The sequence below is a fragment of the Corynebacterium nasicanis genome, assembly GCF_042658165.1.
GTDB lineage: Bacteria > Actinomycetota > Actinomycetes > Mycobacteriales > Mycobacteriaceae > Corynebacterium > Corynebacterium nasicanis.
Genome location: NZ_JBHSQE010000009.1, coordinates 225503 through 245754, shown reverse-complemented (window position 1 = coordinate 245754; position 20252 = coordinate 225503). Strand labels below are relative to the sequence as shown.

The following is a 20252-nucleotide window of genomic DNA, read 5'->3' as shown; positions in this document are numbered from 1 at the left end:
TTATCTGTCTGTCGATCTACAGAAAACTACACGAGTGCCTGTCGAGCAATAGGTAATAGGGTCGACGTGACTTATCCCACAGTTTCCAGAGTGGTCACCGGGGCCGGGCTGAAAGCATAGGAACGGTCCGCCCGCGCCATCCGGTGCGCCCGCACCCACACCGCGATGAACAGCGGGTACATCACCGCCGCGACGACGATGTAGTTCGCGATGAGCCACGCCTCCCGCGGCCACATGAGGTTCCACGCGAAGTGCAGGGCGAAGGCCACGAAGAGCCAGCCCCCGGCCGTCGCCACGCGCCACGCACGGGAACGCCCGGCGACGAACACCGCCAGACCCAGCCCCCACCCGGCCAGCGCCGAGAAGACGATGTGCAGGCCCGGGCCCGCGAACACCCGCAGGCCCCAGATGTCGAGGCTGCCCGCGAGGTCCGTGTTCGGGTGGAGCATCGCGCCGAAGGAGCCGTACATCATGTTCTCCGCCACCTCGAAGCCCAGCCCGATGACCGCGCCCGTCATGAGCCCGTGCCACGGCCGGTTGAGCGCCCGGAAGGTGAAGAGCATGACCCCCACCCCGAGCAGCTTCGCGATCTCCTCCGGATAGGCCCCGCCGAAGGAGGCCGACACCAGCTGCCACCCGAGGCGATCGGTGAGCGTGAGGATGGGGATACCGAAGAGCATGACCAGCGCGAAACTCACTCCCCCGCCCCACAGCAGCGAGGCCAGCACCCACTTCGGGCCCGCCCCCTCGCGCGCCGGCCACATCGGCGAGCGGCTGAGCAGCCACAGGACGAACACCAGGTACAGCGGGCCGAGCGCCAGGCCCAGCGTCGCACCCACCCAGGAGAGGAGGAAATTGCTGGCCAACAGGTACAGCAGCACCGGGGCGCCGAGCACACTCAGCGCGATGAGGCTGGCGCGGAACAACCTGCTCATGCCGTCACCACCTGGGGCTCGAGGGGCAGGGGGAAACCGCTGTCGCCGCCGGGCGGGGCCTCGATCGCCTCCCGGACGACGTCGGGCAGCTCCCGCCCCGTGAACTCCCGCCACACGGTGTCCGCGAAGGGCGCGACCTGTCCGCCGGGACCGGAGAGCACGACCACCATGGTCACGCCCTCATCCTCGCCGCTGCCTTCGAGGGTCATGCCGACGCTGCGCGAGTAGTCGTCGATAAGCATCCGGGCCGTGCCCTCCCGCAGGACCTCCGCCTCCGGCGAGGGGGTGAGGTAGAGCATGGCGCGCATCATGCGGCGCAGCGTGCGCTCCGGGTCGGTGCCGCCCTCGACGTTCATCGTCTGGGCGAGGACGTCCCCGCACTGCCACCCGGCGAGCAGCACATCGCTCGAGGGGCGGCACGACATGTCGAGCGGGATGCCCCAGCCTTCCTCGGAACCGAGGACCACCTGCTCCGACACCGACCGCGTCGGGACGACCAGAAGCAGGAGTGCGGGCAGGAGCAGCACGGCGGTGGTCACGCCGAACAGCGAGAACCACCACCGCCGGTCCGTCGCGGGCTGGAGCCGATAGGAGGTCATGAGACCCCACCCTAATGCCCCGTCACTCACCTAGAGTTGGGGACATGAATGACCTCTACGCCTACGTCAACGGCCCCTGGCTTGCCACCCATGTGATCCCGGAGGACCGCGGTGTCGACGGCACCTTCCACAAGCTGCGTGACGACGCCGAGGCCGACGTCCGCGCCATCATCACCACCGACACCGGCCGCGCCGGCACCCTCTTCCACTCCTTCATGGACGTCGCGGGCGTCAACGGCGCCGGGATCGCTCCGCTGGACAGCGATCTCGACCTGCTGGCCGCCTCCGATGCCCTGACCTTCGCCGCCCGCCTCGGGGAGCTCGAGCGCCTCGGCGTCGCCGCGCCGCTCACCTTCTGGGTGGAGAAGGACTCCGACTCCGAGGAGGCCGTCGCCTACCTCATCCAGTCCGGCCTCGGCCTGCCCGACGAGGCGTACTACCGCGAGCCCCGGCACGCCACCGTCGTCGCCGCTTATCGACGCCACATCGCCGACATGCTCCGCTTCCTCGACCCGGCGCGCCTCTTCGGCCTCACCCCGGAGGAGGCCACCGAGCGCATCATCGCCCTGGAGACCGAGCTCGCCGCCGGGCACTGGGACGTGGTGTCCACCCGCGACGCCGTGAAGACGTACAACCCGGTGGAATTTGCCACCCTGCCTGCGGTGATCCGCAGCCTGCTCACCGGCACCGGCCTGCCCGAGCACCGCCTGGTGTCCATGATGCCCTCCTACGTCACCCACCTCGCCGGCCTGCTCACCGACGACCGCCTCGCCGACTGGCAGCTCTGGGCCACGTGGCACATCCTGCGCACCCGCGCCGGCGTCCTGCCCGAGGAGATCGGGGCGAAGAACTTCGAGTTCTACGGCACCCTCCTCTCCGGGGCGACGCAGCAGCGCGACCGCTGGAAGCGCGGGGTCGGCCTCGTCGAGTCGCTCGTGGGCCAGGAGGTGGGCCGCATCTTCGTCGAGCAGCACTTCCCCACCTCCTCCAAGGCGGAGATGCTCGAGCTGGTCGACTACCTCGTCGAGGCCTACCGCGAGCGCATCTCCCAGCTGCCGTGGATGACCGCCGAGACGCAGGAGCGCGCGCTGGAGAAGCTCGACCAGTTCAAGGCGAAGATCGGCTACCCGGACGTGTGGCGTTCCTACGAGGGCCTGTCGTTCGACGCCGCGGGCGGGGCGCTGCTGGACAACGTCCGCGCGGCCTCGGCGTTCCTGCAGGACTATGAGCTGAACAAGATCGGCCGGCCGGTCGACCGGGACGAGTGGTTCTCCACCCCGCAGACCGTCAACGCCTTCTACAACCCGGTGGTCAACGACATCACCTTCCCCGCCGCCATCCTCCGTGCCCCCTTCTACTCCCCCGACATGGACGCCGCCGAGAACTTCGGGGCCATCGGTGCGGTCATCGGGCACGAGATCGGCCACGGTTTCGACGACCAGGGCTCCCAGTATGACGGTCACGGCAACCTGCGCTCCTGGTGGACCGCGGAAGACCGCGAGGCCTTCACGCAGCTCACCGACAAGCTCGTCGGCCAGTTCACCGGGCTCATCCCCTCCGTGCTCCGCGACGCCGGCATCGATTCCGAGGGTGTCAACGGCGAATTCACCCTCGGCGAGAACATCGGTGACCTGGGCGGACTGGGTATCGCCGTCATCGCGTACCGACGCTACCTCGCCGACCGCGGCCTCACCTTCGAGACCTCACCGGTGGCGGAGTTCTCCGTCGACGACGCCTCCCCCGAGATGGAGGGCCGCGAGTTCACCGGCCTGCAGCGCCTCTTCCTGTCCTGGGCCCGGGTGTGGCGTACCGCCATCCGCCCCGAGCAGGCACAGCAGTACCTGGCGATCGACCCCCACTCCCCCGCCGAGTTCCGCTGCAACGTCATCGCCGCCAACATCGACGAGTTCTACCAGGCCTTCCCCGAGGTCACCGAGGACTCCGCGATGTGGATCCACCCCGCGGAGCGCGTGACCATCTGGTAGATGGGTCTACTCCCGGACGCTGAGCTCCGCGCACACGCGTTGCTTCTCCGGCATCGACGGCAGCCAGCCCACCAGGTGCAGGCGGGCGGTGTTGGCGTCCACGCCGGTGAGGTTGAGGCGGCGCAGCAGGTGCGGGACGATGAGCTGGAAGTTGCGCAGCTTCCCGTCGAACTTCGCGTGCCCCACGGCCCGCTGGCGGGTGACCTCGGTGAGGGTGACGTCGGTGATGTCCACCTTCTCGGACTTCCCCGAGCCGCGGATGTCCAGGGCGGCGGGGATCCCGTCGGAACGGGTGGCGCCGTCATCGCCCTCCATGATGGTGCGGATGAATTGGGTGACCGCCACCGGATCGCCCAGCGCGTTGGACACCCAGCGGCGACCCAGTTCACTGTGATCCATCTCCAGCAGCGTGTGCCGGGAGTCGAGTTCGCTGGGACGGTAGGTGAGCGGCAGCTGCACGCCACGGCCGTCCAGATCAGAGCCGATGAGCACCTCGATGCCGACCTCGCCGTCCGGATCCACCAGCCGGTAGCTGCCCAACAGGGTGACGATGCCCGCATACCGCGCCGCGATATCGTCCTTCGTCGGGTCGAGTTCTGCGTCGTAGATGAGTGCTTCGCCGCTCATGGTGTGGCTCCCTTAGTCGTCGATCAGGCTCTTGGCACCAGCGTAGTCCCGAACGACGCCCCGGGGGAGGCTCCCCGCCACTAGGCTGTCCACCATGAGCGCTGAGAAGACCCCCGAAGAATTGCAGGAAGAGAAGTTCCGTGCCGAGTTCCAGGTCGGCGGCGTCGACCGTCCGATGCCGGCCGAGGAACAGCTCGAGCAGCTCTACTCCTACATCGACGCCCATTACGAACTCCCCGATTTCACCCCGCCGTGGAAGGGCGGGCAAGGTGATCCCGACCCCGCGGACAACTACATCGCGCGCCTGCCCGACCGCCTCACCCATGCCGCGATGCTCATGCTCGGCTCCGGCCTCGACCACTCCATGCCGGGTGTCGTGTGGGCCGAGGGCATCGAGGTCTCCGAGGTTCCCGAAGTCGGCGGCCGCCTGTTCACCCCCACGGAGCCGACCGGCGCGTGGGCGATCAGCTTCCACTCCGGGGGCTGGTGGCGGGGCTCCGGCAATGCACTGGAAATGGCGTGGCGTCCGGAGGTCGCGGCCGCCGCGCAGCGCTCCGGCACGGTCATCCTCGACCTCGACTACCCCCTCGCCCCGCAGAGCACCGTCGCGGAGATGAACTCCCTGGTCCGCAAGGCCGTCGGCTACGCGAAGCACCACAACGCCTGCTCCCTCACGGGCTGGGGATACTCCTCCGGTGCGGCCCTGGCGGCGATGAACGCCTCGCTTTTCGACGCCCTCGTGCTCACCTTCCCCGACCTCACCTCCGTCGCCGGCCTCCCCGACGACATCCGGGCGGGACAGTCTGTCCCCGCCCCGGAGTCCTGGCCGCCGAGCCTGGTGCAGATCGCCCTGCAGGACGAGATCGCGGAGCGCCCCGACACCGGCGGGCACCAGGTCAAGGAGTACGTTGCGCGGCACCGCGTGAGCACACCCGAGGTGGCGCGCCAGCGGGTGGCGGATGTGGCGGAGTTCCTGCGGGCGCAGGCCTGACTCGCCCTTCCGTGTGAGCTTTTCAGGTTCGGGACGCTCGGCGACGGGGAAAACCCCAGGTGGCATGTGCCCTCCCGAGGCGCGGTCGGCCTGGAAATCTTACATCCCCACTCCGCCTGGCCCCGCTCCCGTAGGTCACTGACTTCTCGAGGGCGTCGGCATAGTCCGAGCTCCGTCCTCCGTGTGAGCTTTTCAGGATCACGGCGCCAGGCATCAGGGAAAATCCCAGGCGGCATGTGCCCTGGAGGCACGGCGGGCCTGAAACTCTCACGCGCTCACTGCGCCTGGCCCCGCTCCCGTAGGTCACTGACTCTCGAGGGCGTCGGCATAGTCGGTGTGATGGGATTGCCCTTTTGTCGTGGGATGTCGGTGCCTTAGCGATACCACGGGGGAACAGCTGCTCCATTGATAAATGCGACGTCAGTCTTCCAGAGGCCTAGGGATTCCCAGTTGCTCGGAAACCCCATAAGAGCTACCGGATTCAATCCCTCCACCGTTGGAAATTCACCAATCAGCGAAACCATGCGGTGACGCCAGTCATTCTCTGGATCAATAAATGACAATATGTAAGCAATGACGGCGAGCGACGGATACACCTTACTGAAGGTATCTTTATCGCTTGAATCCGCCAGATGATACAGGCCGGGATCCACGATCGCCCGGCCTGGCTGCTCCAACCTCGTTACAATGAATTTATTCCACAGTCGGGAGTGGTGGGCAATAATATTTCTCACATAATTGAGATTTCTCATCCAGCTGGCGAGGGATTCTCCTTGCAATACGCCAAAACCGGGCGAAATCTCGTTCTTGATATTCCGCGGTAGGTAACTATAAAGCATAGATATGCTGCCGAAATCAAGGAATTCGGTCGCTATCCAGATCGGCAGCCTGTTTCCATAGCGATTAATATGATGACTTATGAAATCTTCGCCCCCTGCCCTTTTCTGCTGCCTCTCGTACTGCATTTTCCACTGGGAGTATGAATCCTTATCGCTATTCTTCGGAACGTGGGAACATTTCTTCTTGTCCAGCATCCCCCTTTCGAGGTGGATATACTTGTGCTCCTTGCCGGCGTAGTACGCGATTGCCGCTCTAAACGCTATTTCGATAACTTGCAGAGCTTCGAAAGTGAGAGCCCGCAACTTAGCATCGAATTCGTAAAGGGCTCTCACCTCCTCGAGGGAATGGCCTGGCCGAAAATGATCAAAGCGGTAGTTCCATCGAGTAGTTCTCTTATTGCCAGGCTTCATGACCCTCAGCGGGTACCAGTAGGCAGAAAGGCGGTAGTAGCCTACGCGCTTCAGCACCTCAAGTCCGCGCTGACCATCAGACACTGCTAGGCCACGTTCCTGCAGTTTCCGCAGTTGATCCTCATAAGATAGGTGCGGCTTCTCGTACTTCTGTTTCATGATTCCCAGCCCCCAAAAAAATGAAAACCACACCATCACAATTTTCATTGCGAGCGGGTGTGGTGTGTGTGACAGTGATGGTAGCAGCTGGGGGGCAGAAATGAAAGTTAACTTGGCTGTCCACCCCCGAGCCAGCATTCCAGGCCATCGGCGCAGGATGGTTGGCTGTTTGCCAGTAGCTGAGATGGAAAACCCCAGGTGGCTAGCGCGGTCGGCCTGAAAGGCTCACACCCTCACTCGGGATCGCCCACTCCCCGCAGGCATGTCAGCTTTTCAGGATCGCGGCGCCAGGCATCAAGGAAAACCCCAGGTGGCGTGCCATCCCGAGCCTCCCCCAGCCTAAAAATCTCACACCCTCACTCCGCCTGGTACCGCTCCCGCAGGTCGCGGCCGCGTTCCTCGAGTCGCTCCCGCATCGCTTCGGTGCGTTCGACCTGGCGGGTGGAACGTGGCGGGAGGTCGATCTCCCGCTCGGCGTCGCGACCTTCCTTGAGCTGGCGGACGCGTTCCACCTCAGCGTCGACCTTCATCCCGAGCACGAGCATGATGTTCGCACCCCAGAGAGCGAACATGAAGGCCAGTATCGTACCGATCGCACCATAAGAGCTCACCGCGGAGAAGTAGGAGAGGTAGAGCCAGAAGCCGATGCTCACCAGGCTCAGTCCCACCAGGGCCACGAAGGCCCCGATGCTCAGCCAGCGGAAACGGGCCTGCTTCACGTTGGGGGTGAAGTAGTAGAGCACGGCGATGAGCACCGCCACCAGCCCGAGGATCACCGGCCATTTCACCCAGCGCCACACGGGGAGGAAGGCCCCGAGGAGGAAGTCGAGGGTGCCGCCGAGGCCGAGGGGTCCCGCCACCTGCCCCAGGGTGGCGTTGACCACGGTGTCGTTGAGCATGAAGGACACGAGGATGCCGACGATACCGCTGAGCAGCGCGAACGTGAGCAGGAACATCGTCGCCCACAGGCGGAGGAGGGACCGGCCCTCGATCTGGCTCCACACCGTGTTCGCCGTGCGCGAGAACGCCCGCACGTAGGCCGAGGCCGACCACAGGGCGATGGCCACGCCGACGATCGCGCCGACCACGCCCCCGGCCTGGGATCCGATGACCATGTCGATAACGCCGCGCACCGAGTCCTGGTACTCCCCCGGCACGTACCCGGCGATGAACTCACCCGTCAGTTCCTCCACCAGGTCGGCGTTGTTGGCCAGGACGACGGTGGCCAGGGAGTAGACCGCGAGGATGGTCGGGGCGAAGGAGAGCAGCGTGAAGAAGGTGAGTTTGGCCGCCAGGTCCGGGCCGCCGCCGAGCCAGAACTCCCGCATGACCCGGCCGACGGCGTAGCGCCAGCCGCGGGAGCTCAGTCGGGGTCGGGTGTTCATCAGAAGGTCGCGGCGTCGATGACGAAGCGGTAGCGGACGTCGGAGGCGATGGTGCGGTCGTAGGCCTCGTTGATGAGGGGGGCGTCGATAAGCTCGATGTCGGCGGTGATGCCGTGCGCGGCGCAGAAGTCCAGCATCTCCTGGGTTTCGCGGATGCCGCCGACCAGGGAGCCGCTCAGCGAGCGGCGGGCCTGCGTGAACATGCGCGCGGGGGCGGCGAGCGGGGCGCCGGGGAGGCCGAGTTGGACGAGGGCGCCGTCGAGACGCAGTAGTTCCAGCCAGGCCGCGGCGTCCAGGTCGACGGAGACGGTGTTGAGCAGCAGGTCGAAGTGCCGGTGCAGCTCGGCGGGCAGGCCGTCGGCGGTGGAGACGTGGCGGACCGCGCCGAAACGCAGGGCGTCGTCCTTCTTGGCGCCCGAATGGGAGAAGACGGTGACCTCGGCGCCGAGGGCGGCGGCGATCTTCACGCCGACGTGCCCGAGGCCACCCATGCCGATGATGCCCACCCGCGTCCCGGGGCCCGCACCCCAGTGCCGCAGCGGGGAGTAGGTGGTGATGCCCGCGCACAGCAGCGGGGCGGCCGCGGCCGGATCGAGCGCCGCGGGGATGCGGACGACGAAGTCCTCGCGCACGACGATCTCCTGCGCGTAACCTCCCTGCGTGACCTCGCCGGTCACCCGGTCGAGGCCGCCGTAGGTGACGGTCGGGCCTTCCTCGCAGTAGGAGATCTCCCCGAGTGAGCAGGGGTGGCAGGTGCCGCAGGAGTCGATGAAACAACCCACGCCGACGCGCTCGCCGACTCCGAACGCGGTGACCGACTCGCCGATGGCCTCGACGATGCCGACAATCTCATGCCCCGGGACCAGCGGATACTCGCGCTCCCCCCAGTCGCCGCGCATGGTGTGGATATCCGAATGGCAGATGCCGGCGAATTCGATGCGGATGCGCACGTCATCGGCGCGCAGCTCGCGGCGCGTGATGCTCACCGGTTCCAGGGGCTGGGCGAAGCCCGGGGTGCCCCAGGCGCGAACGGTACTCATGCCCTCCGAGAGTAGTCGGACCAGCGCACGGCCCGCCCGTTGTGCGGGATGCCTTCGGCGTCCCAGTGCGGGATCGAGCGCGCGGGGTCATGCGAGGATCCGTCGGCACGCACGACTCGCCACCAGGCGGTCAGATGCCCGTACTCGGCCATGATGCGGCCCACCTGGCGCGGGCCGGTGCCGGCTTCCGCGGCGACGTCGCCGTAGGTGGTCACCTCGCCGTCGCGCAGCTTATCGACGACCGCGAGCACCGCCGCAACCTTCTCAGAGATCAACGCCCTCGAGCGGGTCCGATTCGCGGATGTCCTGCTCCACGTACTCCTCGACCTCGCACAGAACCACGACGGCACCGGTGGAGTCCGCGATACGGCACAGGCGGCCGAACTCCGAGTCCCAGGGCTCGGTGATGATCTCGCCGCCGAGCTCCGGCACCCGGGCCACGGCCTCGTCGATGGAGACCACGCCCAGGTAGGACTGCCAGAAGCTGGGGAATTCCGGCGGGAACACGCCCTCGGCCTTCCACAGGCCGGCGAAGGGCGCACCCTCGACGACGGCCGTGGTGTAGGTCAGCTCCTCGCTGGCCTCCAGGGAGACGAGCTCCCAGTCGAGCAGGCCGTGGTAGAAGTCGATGGCGTCCTCGAAACGGGTGGTGGCGGTGAGCTCGTGCCACACCGGGGTGCCCGGTTCTCCGGCGGCGATGAAGGCGTCCTCGCCGCCCGGCTCGACGAGGCCGAAGAGGGCCCCGGCGGCGTCGACAAGCACGGCCATCCGGCCGATCCCGACCTCGGTGGGCTGTGCGAGCACGCGACCGCCGAGGCGTGCGACCTGCGCCACCTGGCCGTCGATGTCGTCGGCGAGGAAGTAGGTGATCCACGTGTCCGGGAAGGCGCCACCCTCCTCCGGCTGCGGGATGAAACCGGCGACCGGGAGGCCCTGGACGCGGGCCAGGCGGTAGTCCTCGCCCTCGATCTCCCAGCCGAGGAGCTGCGAGTAGAAGTGCGCGGACTTCCGCACGTCGGAGGTGGTCAGGTCAATCCAGTACGGCATGCCGCCGACGGCCTCGAATGCGGGCATCTAGAGGTTTCTCCACTTCTCGGGATCGAAATCATCATCGGCGGTGGCCTCGTCGAAGAAATCATCCTCGTCCGCGGCGGCCGCCGTCACACGCGCGCACTGCCCGGCCAGACACACCACATCGCCGTGGCGCAGGGTGCGACCACGGCGGGTGTCGGGCTCGCCGTTGACCGTGACCTCACCCGCGGCGATGACCTCCTTGGCCTCGCCGCCGGTGGCCACCAGGCTGGCGAGCTTGATGAACTGGCCGAGCTTGATCGTCTCGTCGCGGATCGCGACCTCATGGGCGTGCATGGTCGCCCAGTCTAGCCGCCCCCGAGTCAGGCCTGATCGCGCGGCATGATGTTCATCGTGTCGATGTTCATGTGCTTCGGCAGCGACGCCACCCAGCGGATGGCCTCCGCGATGTCCTCCGCCGTCAGGTTGAGCTTGTCGGCGTAGACGGCCTCGGCCTTGGCGGCGTCGCCCTTGAAACGCACCAGGGAGAAGTCGGTGGCCACGCGCCCCGGATCGATCTCCGTGATGCGGATCGGGTTGTTGACCTCCTCCAGGCGGAACGCGCGGGTCAGGGCCCGCAGGCCGAACTTGGCGGCGTTGTAGCCGGAACCACCCGGGTAGGCGGTGAGGGCGGCCATGGAACCGATGTTGATGATGAGCCCTTCGGCGGCGTCGAGAAGCGGCAGCAGCGCCTTCGTGACCCGGACGACGCCGAGCACGTTCGTGTCGTACATGACCTGCCAGTCCGCGAGATCCGCCTCGCGCAGCGTGTCCAGGCCGTGCGCGCCGCCGGCGTTGTTCACCAGCACATCGACGTGGCCGAGCTGTGTCAGTTCCGCGGCAAAGGCGGCGACGGAAGCGTCATCCGTCACATCCAGCTGCAGCGCGGTGCCGCCCGTCCGCGCGGCCACCTCCTCCAGCTTCTCGACGCGCCGACCGGCCACCACCACGTGGTACCCGTCCTCGGCCAGGGCGACAGCGGCGGCGGCACCGATGCCCGAGCCACCGCCGGTGATAACAGCAATCTTCTTGGTCATGGGGGCCAGTGTAGGAGGGGGTGGGCTCAGGCCGCGCGGGATTCGGGGGAGACTAGGGCCCTGAGGTGCGCGTTCAGCTGGCGAACGGAGTGCACCGGTGGAGAGGCGTCAGGATCTGTGGTGTTCTGTGCCGTGGATACCATTGCCCATAAGCGGGTGACTCACTCCGTGAAAGACACCGACTGCCGATTTCATCGATCAGGCGCCATCCTCCATCGGACTCCTCGTTATCTCGGCGAGATGGCCCGTTTCTACAGTCAGGACGAGGCAGCCGCCGAACTATACGAGGCGTTGCTCAGGCGAGCTCAGCGACAGGGCCTGCCCGTGATCGAGAATGCAGGGCTCGGCCCCAGCTCAGTTCCACGAGCACACCCACCACGTGCCCGTTGGTCTGCGCGCATTCGGTCGGCGCCGCCCCGGGGTGAGCCCCATTCCCTGGCTCGGTGAACTTCGGGTCTACGGCTCAGACGCGGTGGACGACAGAGGCCCATTCTGGCGCGGGTACTTCAGTGACCTTCGCCGGAAGGGGGAACCGGATAGAGAGATTGATGATGTCCTCATGGCCTCGGTGAAGGAGAAAGGCGGGGTCCATGGGGTGAAGACCGGTGAGCAGGACAAGCACATGACCGATGCAGGAGAGGCCGTGATGAGGTGGTGCGGAAAGAGTTCAATCTTCACCTATCGCGTCCAGCAGCGGTAGAACGATCCGGGACATTCTCTGACTTTTATGGCATATTGAAGCGTAGAGTCCACCCCAGGAGGCGACCATGCCCATTGATGAGCACCTGCTCGGTGCCGCCAACGCCGACAGCCAGCTTGACTTGGTGCTCAAGCTCCGGGAGATCCGGAAGGCCAACGGCGTCACTGTGGCCGAGGTGGCCGCAGCGATGGATGTCGATGCAGCGATGATCTACCGATTCGAGAAGGGCGGGACCAACTTCACCGCCGCCACCCTCCGCAAGTACGCCAAGGCTGCCGGCGCCCTTCTTCGCTTGGATGCGGTCAACGCCACGTCGATGAGCGACCTCTCGACTGACCACACATCACACCGGGCCACTATCTGACCTCAGTGCGTTCCACCTGCCGGATGGTGATGTTCAACCTTCCCTCCCCCAGCCCGCACCCCGCGGGCGCCGTCCCGGGCCGGACGGCCGGCACCCCGTGATACGCCCGGCGCGCCGGGCCCCCGAAGACGATGAGGTCACCTGACATGAGGGTGACGTCATTCCAGGGGTGGGTGCGACCCTCGGTGTGACCGATACGGAACAGGGCCTCGTCGCCGATGGACAGGGAGATGACCGGGGCGTCCGCGGCTTCGTTGGCGTCGACGTGCAGGCCCATGGTGGCCTCGGGTCGGTAGTAGTTGACCAGGGTGGCCTCGGCGCGGAAACTCCCGTCGGCCCAGGGCGCGAGTTCTTCCGCCACCTCCGCCGCGGCCAGCAGCGCGCGCTGCGCCAGGCCTGTCCACGCAGGCGGGATCGGTGCGGCGTCCGCCCCGTCGACGGCGCGGACGTAGCGGTACGGGTTGGCCGCCCAGAACCGGCCCAGCGACAGGGTGTACACGCTCATCTGCCCGGATCCGACCACCGGCCGGGCCATGGCCACGGGCGTCCCGGCCACCGAGCGGGCGATGGCGCGGGACTGCGCGACCAGCTCCGCCTGTGCCGACAGGTCGAGGAACCCGGGCACGTGTGCGACCCCGTCCCGGATGCGGGTGGCGGGGCGGGGGAAGGGGGCGTCGAAAAGCAGGGGCACAATGGGGACCATGCTATTTGACCTGGAGCGCATCGGCGCGGGCCTGCCCGTCGCCGACACGATCGACCAGCTGCCCGGCCTGCTGGAGCGCACGCTTGTCGTGCAGGCACCGCCCGGCACGGGCAAGACGACGCTCGTGCCGCCCGCGCTGGCCAACCACACCGGCGGGAAGGTACTGGTCACGGCGCCGCGTCGGGTGGCGGTGCGCGCGGCCGCGCGGCGTCTGGCGCTTCTCGACGGTTCCCGGATCGGCGAGCGCGTCGGGTTCTCGGTCCGCGGTGAGCACCACCCGGGTGCGCTGGTGGAGTTCATGACGCCGGGCGTGCTGCTGCGGCGACTCATGGCGGATCCGGAGCTGACGGACATCGCGGCCGTGGCGGTCGATGAGGTCCACGAGCGGCAGCTGGACACCGATCTGGTCCTGGGCATGCTGCTGGAGCTGGCGGAACTGCGCGATGACCTGGCGGTGGTGGCGATGTCCGCGACCCTCGACGTGGAGAAGTTCGCCACTCTCATGCACGCGCCCGTGCTGGACACCCCCGCGGTGACCCATCCCCTGAGCATCGAGTACGCGCCGCATCCGGGGCGGGCGGCCCACAATCGTGAGTTTCTCGACCACCTCGCCGGGCTGGCGCGCGGGCATGACGACGCCGTGCTCGTCTTCGTGCCGGGCGTGCGCGAGGTGTCCTACCTCGTGGAACGCATCCCGGGGGCGGTGCCGCTGCATGGCTCGCTCGACGCCCGGGAACAGGATGCGGCGCTTTCCGGACGGGCCCGGGTCATCGTGGCGACCTCCATCGCCGAGTCCTCGCTCACCGTCCCTGGCGTGCGCGTGGTCGTCGATTCGGGTCTCTCGCGGGTGCCGCGTCGCGACGCCACCCGCGACATGACCGGCCTGGTCACCGTCTCCGCGGCGCAGTCGACCGTGGATCAGCGCGCCGGTCGCGCCGGCCGCGAGGGGCCCGGCCGGGTGATCCGCGCCTATACGCAGGCCGACTACCAGCAGTTTCGCCCCCACATCACCCCGGAGATCGCCACCTCCGACCTCACGCAGGCGGCGCTGACGATGGCCGTGTGGGGTACGCCCCGCGGCAGCGGGCTCCCGCTTGCCGACGCCCCTCCCTCCCCCGCCCTCGACTCCGCCGAGACGGTGCTGCGCGGCATCGGAGCCGTGACGCCCACCGGCGAGGCGAGCGACCTCGGGCGCCGCCTCGCCGCCCTGCCCGTCGACCCCCGCCTGGGCCGGGCCCTGGTGGAATGCGGCCCGGCCGCCGCCCGGACGGTGGCGGTCCTGGCCGATTCCCCGCGCGGCGACGTGGCCCGCGCCCAACCCCCGGCCCGGGAGGTCTCGCGTTTGTCCCGACTGGTGTCGGGGGGCTCCGGCGAGTCCGACCCCGGCGTGATCACCGCGCTGGCGTTTCCCGGCCGCGTGGCCCGGCGCGTAGGTGAGGAGTATCTGCTGGCCAGCGGCACCCGCGCCGTGCTGCCCGGGGACCTGGGACTGACGGGCGCCGACTGGCTGGCGGTGGCGGAGGTGACCCGGAGCGGCGGCTCCTCGCGCGCCGGGCGCGCCGGGGCGACGATCCGGGCGGCGGCCCGGCTGACGGAGGCGCAGGCCAGGGAGGTCGTCGGGGAAACGTCCTCGATCGTCGCGAGCATGCGCGACGGCAAAATCCGGGGGCGCAAGGTTCTCAGCCTCGGCGCCATCGAGCTCAGTTCCACCCCGGTGCCGGTGCCGCCGGAGCACGCCGCCGCAGCGCTGGCCGCGACCGTACAGAAGGAGGGGTTGGGCATGTTCCGCTTCTCCGACTCCGCGCAGGGCCTGCGCGAACGCCTCTCCTACCTGCATGAACAGCTCGGTGAGCCGTGGCCCGACGTGGCGTCCGCGGACCCGCAGGTGTGGCTCGGCCCGGAGTTGGAGAAGGTCGCGCGGGGGCTTCCTCTGCACAAGGTGGACATGTATCCGGCGCTCCAACGTCTGTTGCCGTGGCCTGAGGCGACGCGGCTCGAGGAGCTGGCGCCCGAGCGACTGCTCGTCCCCAGCGGGAGCCGGCACCGCGTGGACTATTCCAGCGGCCGCCCCGTGGTGAGCGTGAAACTGCAGGAGTGTTTCGGCCTGGCCGAGTCCCCGGTGCTCGCCGGGGTGCCGGTGCAGTTCCACCTGCTTTCCCCCGCCGGGCGCCCGCTGGCCGTCACCGATGACCTGGCGAGTTTCTGGTCAGGACCGTACGCCCAGGTGAGGGCGGAGATGCGCGGCCGCTACCCGAAGCACCCGTGGCCGGAGGATCCCTGGTCCGCACCTGCCACGGCGCGGACCAAGAAGCGGATGTAAAGCACCCTTGACAGAAAGGGAGGACCTCATGAACACCTCACGTTTCGGCCGCGCCCGTTTCGGCGGTGGCCCCGTCACCCTCCTGCTCACCACCCTGCTGCTCGGCCTGGTGCTGGCCGCACTCATCGGCGCCCTGGGCACCGTCATCAATTCCCAGGATTCCACCTGGCTGGTCGCGTCCGTCTTCGCACTGACCAGCCTGCCCGTCACCCTCGCCCTGACGTGGGTCCTGCTGGTCGATCGCTCGACGCTCACCGGGGCGCTGGACAACCCCGAGGACAGCGTGGAGAGCCATTGGCTCAACCGGGCCGCCCGCGGTGCCTTCTTCGACATCATGACCGTCGCCGGTCTGGGCATCATCGCCTTCCTGCTCGCCGAGAGCCTGGGGTGGTCCCTCAACGGGTCCGGCACCCTCCTGCTTCTGCTTCTGCTCGGATGGTTCGACTTCGGCCTCCGCTACTGGGTCCAGCAGCGCGGCCTCGGCGATGGATAACTCCGTGTCCGCCGCCCGCGCCGACATGGGGTGGTCGCAGCAGAAGCTGGCCGACGTGCTGGGCGTGAGCCGTCAGACGGTCATCTCCATCGAAAAGGGCCGCTACGACCCCTCGCTGCCCGTGGCGTTCAAGATCGCGGCGGCCTTCGGTCGGCGCATCGAGGATCTGTTCTACCCTGAAGACTGAGTCTCCTCCACCCACCGGAATCGGCAATGCCGGGTGGGCCCGACCGTTGGTACGGTCACACCCCACCCGGCACCCCGGAGTTTGCCTGCGACTCAGCCGAGGTGGCTATGCCTGGCGTCGACGCAGGAGCAGCAGGACACCGAGGGTGAGTGCACCCAGGGCCAGGGCAAGCAGTCCGAGGACGCTGGCACCGGTGTTCGCCAGGCTCGGCTGGGAGGTGGCGGTAGTCTTCTGCGGGGTGGTGGGAGTCGGGGCTCCCGGCTTCGCAGGGGTGATCGTGGCCGCCGGGGTGCCCGGCGCGGCCGGGCTGCCCGGGGCGGAGACCACCGGGGTGGTCGCCGAGGAGCCGTCTGCGACCGCGCTGCCCGAGGACGTGGAGGAGCCGCCCAGGATCGGGATGAGCGGGATCAGCGGAATGAGCGGCCACCAGGGCAGCCCCGGCTTGGTGTAGCTGTTCACCACGGTGACCTCGGCGCTCTCACCGGCCGTGATGTTCAGCTTTCCGTCGGCGGTGATGGTGTGCTTCCAGGTGAGACCGGAGATGGCGGCGTCGTCCTCGGCGATGAGGCACTCCGCGCCCGCCGGCAGCGCCGGACCGGACACCCGGCCGGCGCCCGTCACGGTGAGCTCGCCCTCCACATTCAAGCCGTCCGCGGTGCAGAGGTAGTGGAAGGTGAACTCCTTGTCCTTGGCGCGAGCCGCCTCGGAACCGGCCAGCTCCTTGATGACGACGAAGGAACCCTTGTCACGCAGGTAGGTGTTCGTGGCGTTGACCACGATTGCGGCGGCATCAGGGGCACCGATGGTGAAGGAGGCTTCGTCACCGTCGACGGTGACGTCGTCGCCCAGCAGGGTGAGGGTGTGGGTGGCGCCGACGACGTCGGCGGCGTTCTCCGTGACCACGCAGCGCGAGCCTTCGCGCACGCCGTTCACCTGGGCGGTGGTGCCGGCAGCGACCACGGTCGCGCCCGTCTCCGTGTGGCCGTCAGGAGCGACACAGGTCCAGGAGAAGGCGAACTCCTTGCCCACCACCAGGTCGGCTGCGTCGCCGCCCACGGACTTGGCGATGGAGAAACCGCCGACGTTGTGCTCGTAATGGTTGACCGCGGTGATGGTCTGCACGCTGTCGGTGATGGTGAATTCACCGTTGTCGGGAATGCTCAGCTTCCACGCGGTGCCCTTCGGGGCCACGACGTCGGAGCCGGCGGACTCGGTGAGGAGGCAATCGGTACCCACCGGGATATCGCTCGGACCGGCGGTGGTGCGACCGGCCTCGACGATGAGGTCGCCGCTGCGGTCACCACAGGTCCAGGTGAAACGGTAGGACTGCTCGGCAGCCAGGGCGGCCGCCGGTCCCTCGACCAGCTTCTGCACTGCGAAGCCGCCGGTCGGGACCGGGTTCTGGGTGTAGGTGTTGGTGGCGTGGACGCGCACGGCGTCCTCGTTGCTGGCGTTCGTCGGGAAGGTGACCTTCTCCACGGCCTCCCCGTTGACGGTCCACGTCGTCGTCGGGCGCAGGCCGTCGATGACCTTGACGTGCTCGGTGACCGTGCAGGTCAGGCCCTTGTCCAGGTTCCCGACGTGGTGGGAGGCGCCGGCCTCCAGCGAGACGAAGCCGGTGGCGTCCGCGCCGCCGGTGCTTGAGGTGCAGGTGTAGTCGAAGGTGAAGAGCTCGGGAGTGGTCACTCCGGCCACCGCCTTGGAGATGACGAAACCACCCTTCCGCCCGTCCCCGGAACCCCCGGAGCCGGGGATGAGGACGGAGCCGCTGACGGATTCGCCCGCGATGACGGCCGTTTTGGTGACTGTGGAACCCGATTCCGGTGCGGTGGCGCGGACGGCGGTCACGTGAAGGACCGGACTGGAGGTGTTGGAGACACCGTAGGGGAAGCGCGCGGTGATCTGCCCGGCGGAGCAGGCCAGCTCGTAGTTGTACCCGTGGGGGATGGTCTCGGTGACGTTGCTCGTGCCGGTGATGGTGCCACCGCCGAGGCGCGCCGCGTTATCCATGACCTGGTGGTTGACGAAGCCGCCCGAACCCGGGTAGATCGTCGACATGTACAGGGGGGAGAAGCCGTCGGTGTCGGCGCCGTCGCAGGTGAAAGCCCAACCGGCCGGTGCCTGATCGGTGACGGTGAAGGGCTGGCCGGCGCCGGACTCGCCGGAGATGCCGATGCTCCACCGCATCTTGTACGTGCCGTTGTCCTGGAGTCCGTCGTAGACGCCGGTCTTGCCGTTGTCGTGGGTGTCGCCCGCCGGGCCGTCCGGGCCGTACTCGCCCTGCAGGATGCCGCTGCCACATCCGCTGAAGTGGAGCCCACCCTTGAAGCCGCGGGTGGTGTCGATGGTGGCGCGGTCCCATTCGACGGACACGAAGGCGTCGCCGCGAACGTCGAAGTTGGAGTCGGCGAACGTGGTGACGGTGATGGTGAGGGTCTTGCCACTCCACGTGCCCTGCGCCACCTGCTCGCCGGCCGCGTTGAACAGCGGGAACGGCGTGGTGTCCGCCGCCTTCAGCTCATCGGGGAGCGTGAGGTTGAGGGTGTCACCCTGGGCGGAGGGCTCCATGAAGGACCAGGTGAATCCGGCCTTCGCGAAGCCGCTCTGGGAGTTGTAGACCCCGCCGTTCACGCCCGCGCCTTCCTGCCAGGAGAGCCCCTCGTACTGGCCGTTGCAGACCTGGGCATGTGCCGACGGCGCCGGGAGCGGGCCGACCACCATCGCCGCGAGGAAGAGCGCAACCGCACCCAGGACGGCGAAGAGCCTGCGCCCGGCGACAGCGATCAACCCCCTTCGGTGGTGGAGAACTGGGGAGATGAACATGCGACACGGTCCTTTCGGGAGGCGGAGACTAATCCTCCACAAGCTAGGACACCGGCAAAGTCCCTGGTCACGCCATTTCGAGACCCCCGCCACCGCCTCCACCGCATTCCGACACACCCACCCCGGGCGCTGCAGAAACCGCCGAGCGCGCCCGCCCCCACGGCTCCCCGACCCCGCTGGAGGGGGAGGGCGACGGGGGTCAATTGCGGACCGGCACGGCTGACATCACCCTGAGAAACGCGCTGAACAGGCCCTTCCGACAGCCCCGCAGCCCCCTCACCGCACCGCCCGCCGCCGCCTCCCCGCAGAACGCCCCATCGTCCGTTCCGCTAAACAGCGCCCCGCCCCGCGTGAGTCTTCCGCACACCGGGAAAGGCGACGCCGCCGCGCGGCACCCTCCGCCTGCCACCGCGCCCCGTGTGGCGCAATTCACACGCGCCCGTGCCCCGGACCAGCGTCCTCGGCCCGAAGCCGCGCAACGTTCCGCGAATTCCCGCCCTGAGCAGCAGCTGAGGACTTACTCCACGAGCTGAGCCTCATCCACCAACCGGAAGTTCGCCGGCATCTCCGCGGCATCGAAGGCACCGGCGGCGAGGGCGAGGGTGGGCAGCAGCTCGGTGGCCGCGACGATATCCAGGGCGTCGGCGCCGTTCATGCGGGCGAAGAGGAACTCCCCGGCGAGGAAGTCGAGGGCGGCGCTGTCGTCGTCGAGAAGCTCGGCGGGCGCGGTGACCCGGAGGGGAGTGAGGACCTTTGTCGTGCTCATGACCTCGAGGTTAAGCGCGCGTTCTTGGAAATCACTGCCAGGAGTCAACCGAAGTGCTGCCACGCGAGGTAGGAGCTCATCACCACCACGACCACCAGCAGGGCCGCCCGCACGAAGCGCGCTCCCCCGCCGAGGACGGTCCGCGCACCGACCTGGGCGCCCACGATGTTGGCCACCGCCAGGACCAGACCCAGCTGCCACCACACGTGCCCGCCGAGGATGAACACCAGCAGCGCGCCGAGGTTGGTGGTGGAGTTGACCACCTTCGCCATCGCCGCCGAGCGCAGGAAGTCCTGGGAGAGTACCGACGTGAACGCCATGATGAGGAACATGCCGGTGCCGGGTCCGAAGATGCCGTCGTAGAAGGCGATGACCCCGACGAGGAGCAGCACCACCCAGCGGCGCCAGCGGCTCACGTCCCCGCCCCCGGGTTCGGTGCCGAAACTCGGGCGCAGGGCCACGAAGGTACCCACGGCGAGGAGCAGGATGATGATGAAGGGGCGGAGGAGGGTGGCGTCGATAAGCGCGGCGGACAGGGCGCCCGCCCCGGAACAGACGAGGGCGAGCAGCACGTACGCCGGGGTGATGCGCGGCCGGATGCGGCGGACGAGGGTGATGGCCGCGGAGGTGGTGCCGGAGATGCTCACCAGCTTGTTCGTGCCCAGGGCCGTCGCGGGGGCCAGTCCGGGGACCACCGCGAGGAGCAGCGGAATGAGCACCAGGCCACCGCCGCCGATGACGGCGTCGATCCACCCGGCGGCCATCGCACCGAAGACGAGCACGGCCCATCCGCCCACTTCGAGTTCCACTCGGCCTC

Annotated in this window: 21 protein-coding genes; 7 read left to right on the top strand and 14 right to left on the bottom strand. The window is 68.1% G+C overall.

Annotation, left to right across the window (positions count from 1 at the left end; translation table 11 throughout):
* Positions 1–71: 71 nt before the first annotated feature.
* Positions 72–935, bottom strand: coding sequence for a PrsW family intramembrane metalloprotease (locus ACFPUZ_RS09850; RefSeq protein WP_377001743.1), 864 nt, complete (start codon positions 933–935; stop codon positions 72–74).
* Positions 932–1534 (bottom strand): hypothetical protein, encoded by a 603-nt coding sequence (locus ACFPUZ_RS09845; RefSeq protein ID WP_377001742.1) that lies wholly within the window; start codon positions 1532–1534, stop codon positions 932–934. The genes ACFPUZ_RS09850 and ACFPUZ_RS09845 overlap by 4 nt, the downstream gene beginning before the upstream one ends.
* A 44-nt stretch (positions 1535–1578) precedes the next feature.
* Between ACFPUZ_RS09845 and ACFPUZ_RS09840 the strand changes: the two genes are divergently transcribed.
* Positions 1579–3519 (top strand): M13 family metallopeptidase, encoded by a 1941-nt coding sequence (locus ACFPUZ_RS09840; RefSeq protein ID WP_377001741.1) that lies wholly within the window; start codon positions 1579–1581, stop codon positions 3517–3519.
* Between the two features lie 6 nt (positions 3520–3525).
* Here ACFPUZ_RS09840 and ACFPUZ_RS09835 read toward each other — a convergent pair whose 3' ends face one another.
* A complete protein-coding gene (locus tag ACFPUZ_RS09835; protein WP_377001740.1) occupies positions 3526–4146 on the bottom strand; it encodes a CG0192 family protein in 621 nt (206 codons plus the stop codon).
* Between the two features lie 94 nt (positions 4147–4240).
* Here ACFPUZ_RS09835 and ACFPUZ_RS09830 point away from each other — a divergent pair, with 94 nt between their 5' ends.
* Positions 4241–5137, top strand: coding sequence for an alpha/beta hydrolase family protein (locus ACFPUZ_RS09830; protein WP_377001739.1), 897 nt, complete (start codon positions 4241–4243; stop codon positions 5135–5137).
* Positions 5138–5511: 374 nt separating this feature from the next.
* Here the strand turns inward: ACFPUZ_RS09830 and ACFPUZ_RS09825 are convergent, their stop codons facing one another.
* The 7 genes from ACFPUZ_RS09825 to ACFPUZ_RS09795 all read right to left on the bottom strand — a co-directional run bounded on the left by ACFPUZ_RS09825 (position 5512) and on the right by ACFPUZ_RS09795 (position 11079).
* A complete protein-coding gene (locus ACFPUZ_RS09825) occupies positions 5512–6546 on the bottom strand; it encodes an Abi family protein (RefSeq protein ID WP_377001738.1) in 1035 nt (344 codons plus the stop codon).
* Between the two features lie 356 nt (positions 6547–6902).
* The gene (locus tag ACFPUZ_RS09820) at positions 6903–7931 is read right to left on the bottom strand and encodes a YihY/virulence factor BrkB family protein (protein ID WP_377001737.1); all 1029 of its coding nucleotides are present in this window, start codon (positions 7929–7931) and stop codon (positions 6903–6905) included.
* Entirely contained in the window at positions 7931–8971 is a 1041-nt protein-coding gene (locus ACFPUZ_RS09815) for an NAD(P)-dependent alcohol dehydrogenase (RefSeq protein WP_377001736.1), read from the bottom strand. The genes ACFPUZ_RS09820 and ACFPUZ_RS09815 overlap by 1 nt, the downstream gene beginning before the upstream one ends.
* A complete protein-coding gene (locus tag ACFPUZ_RS09810) occupies positions 8968–9246 on the bottom strand; it encodes an MGMT family protein (protein WP_377001735.1) in 279 nt (92 codons plus the stop codon). The genes ACFPUZ_RS09815 and ACFPUZ_RS09810 overlap by 4 nt, the downstream gene beginning before the upstream one ends.
* On the bottom strand, positions 9236–10045 hold the full coding sequence (locus tag ACFPUZ_RS09805) for a VOC family protein (protein ID WP_377001734.1): 810 nt from the start codon (positions 10043–10045) through the stop codon (positions 9236–9238). The genes ACFPUZ_RS09810 and ACFPUZ_RS09805 overlap by 11 nt, the downstream gene beginning before the upstream one ends.
* Complete coding sequence (locus ACFPUZ_RS09800; protein WP_377001733.1) at positions 10046–10339, bottom strand: RNA-binding S4 domain-containing protein; 294 nt, start codon at positions 10337–10339, stop codon at positions 10046–10048.
* A 26-nt stretch (positions 10340–10365) separates the two neighbouring features.
* Positions 10366–11079 (bottom strand): SDR family NAD(P)-dependent oxidoreductase, encoded by a 714-nt coding sequence (locus ACFPUZ_RS09795; RefSeq protein WP_377001732.1) that lies wholly within the window; start codon positions 11077–11079, stop codon positions 10366–10368.
* A 559-nt stretch (positions 11080–11638) separates the two neighbouring features.
* Between ACFPUZ_RS09795 and ACFPUZ_RS09790 the strand changes: the two genes are divergently transcribed.
* Both ACFPUZ_RS09790 and ACFPUZ_RS09785 read left to right on the top strand, forming a co-directional pair.
* Positions 11639–11779, top strand: coding sequence for a hypothetical protein (locus ACFPUZ_RS09790; protein WP_377001731.1), 141 nt, complete (start codon positions 11639–11641; stop codon positions 11777–11779).
* A gap of 67 nt (positions 11780–11846) precedes the next feature.
* A complete protein-coding gene (locus tag ACFPUZ_RS09785) occupies positions 11847–12143 on the top strand; it encodes a helix-turn-helix domain-containing protein (RefSeq protein ID WP_377001730.1) in 297 nt (98 codons plus the stop codon).
* Here ACFPUZ_RS09785 and ACFPUZ_RS09780 read toward each other — a convergent pair.
* Complete coding sequence (locus tag ACFPUZ_RS09780) at positions 12136–12828, bottom strand: alpha-ketoglutarate-dependent dioxygenase AlkB family protein (protein ID WP_377002252.1); 693 nt, start codon at positions 12826–12828, stop codon at positions 12136–12138. The genes ACFPUZ_RS09785 and ACFPUZ_RS09780 overlap by 8 nt on opposite strands.
* Before the next feature lie 16 nt (positions 12829–12844).
* On the opposite strand from ACFPUZ_RS09780, the gene ACFPUZ_RS09775 reads away from it, so the two are divergent.
* From ACFPUZ_RS09775 to ACFPUZ_RS09765, 3 genes are read left to right on the top strand one after another with little or no spacing between them, the layout of a single operon-like run.
* Positions 12845–15166: an ATP-dependent RNA helicase gene (locus tag ACFPUZ_RS09775; RefSeq protein WP_377001729.1), complete on the top strand. Its 2322-nt coding sequence runs from the start codon at positions 12845–12847 to the stop codon at positions 15164–15166.
* Between the two features lie 28 nt (positions 15167–15194).
* Entirely contained in the window at positions 15195–15659 is a 465-nt protein-coding gene (locus ACFPUZ_RS09770) for a hypothetical protein (protein WP_377001728.1), read from the top strand.
* Positions 15652–15846, top strand: a complete 195-nt coding sequence (locus ACFPUZ_RS09765; protein WP_377001727.1) for a helix-turn-helix transcriptional regulator — start codon at positions 15652–15654, stop codon at positions 15844–15846. Before ACFPUZ_RS09770 ends, ACFPUZ_RS09765 begins: the two co-directional genes overlap by 8 nt.
* Before the next feature lie 105 nt (positions 15847–15951).
* Here ACFPUZ_RS09765 and ACFPUZ_RS09760 read toward each other — a convergent pair whose 3' ends face one another.
* The 3 genes from ACFPUZ_RS09760 to ACFPUZ_RS09750 all read right to left on the bottom strand — a co-directional run bounded on the left by ACFPUZ_RS09760 (position 15952) and on the right by ACFPUZ_RS09750 (position 20199).
* Positions 15952–18633, bottom strand: coding sequence for a DUF5979 domain-containing protein (locus tag ACFPUZ_RS09760; protein ID WP_377001726.1), 2682 nt, complete (start codon positions 18631–18633; stop codon positions 15952–15954).
* 553 nt (positions 18634–19186) lie between these two features.
* The gene (locus ACFPUZ_RS09755; RefSeq protein ID WP_377001725.1) at positions 19187–19435 is read right to left on the bottom strand and encodes a hypothetical protein; all 249 of its coding nucleotides are present in this window, start codon (positions 19433–19435) and stop codon (positions 19187–19189) included.
* A 44-nt stretch (positions 19436–19479) separates the two neighbouring features.
* The gene (locus ACFPUZ_RS09750) at positions 19480–20199 is read right to left on the bottom strand and encodes a TSUP family transporter (protein WP_377002251.1); all 720 of its coding nucleotides are present in this window, start codon (positions 20197–20199) and stop codon (positions 19480–19482) included.
* Positions 20200–20252: the final 53 nt, after the last annotated feature.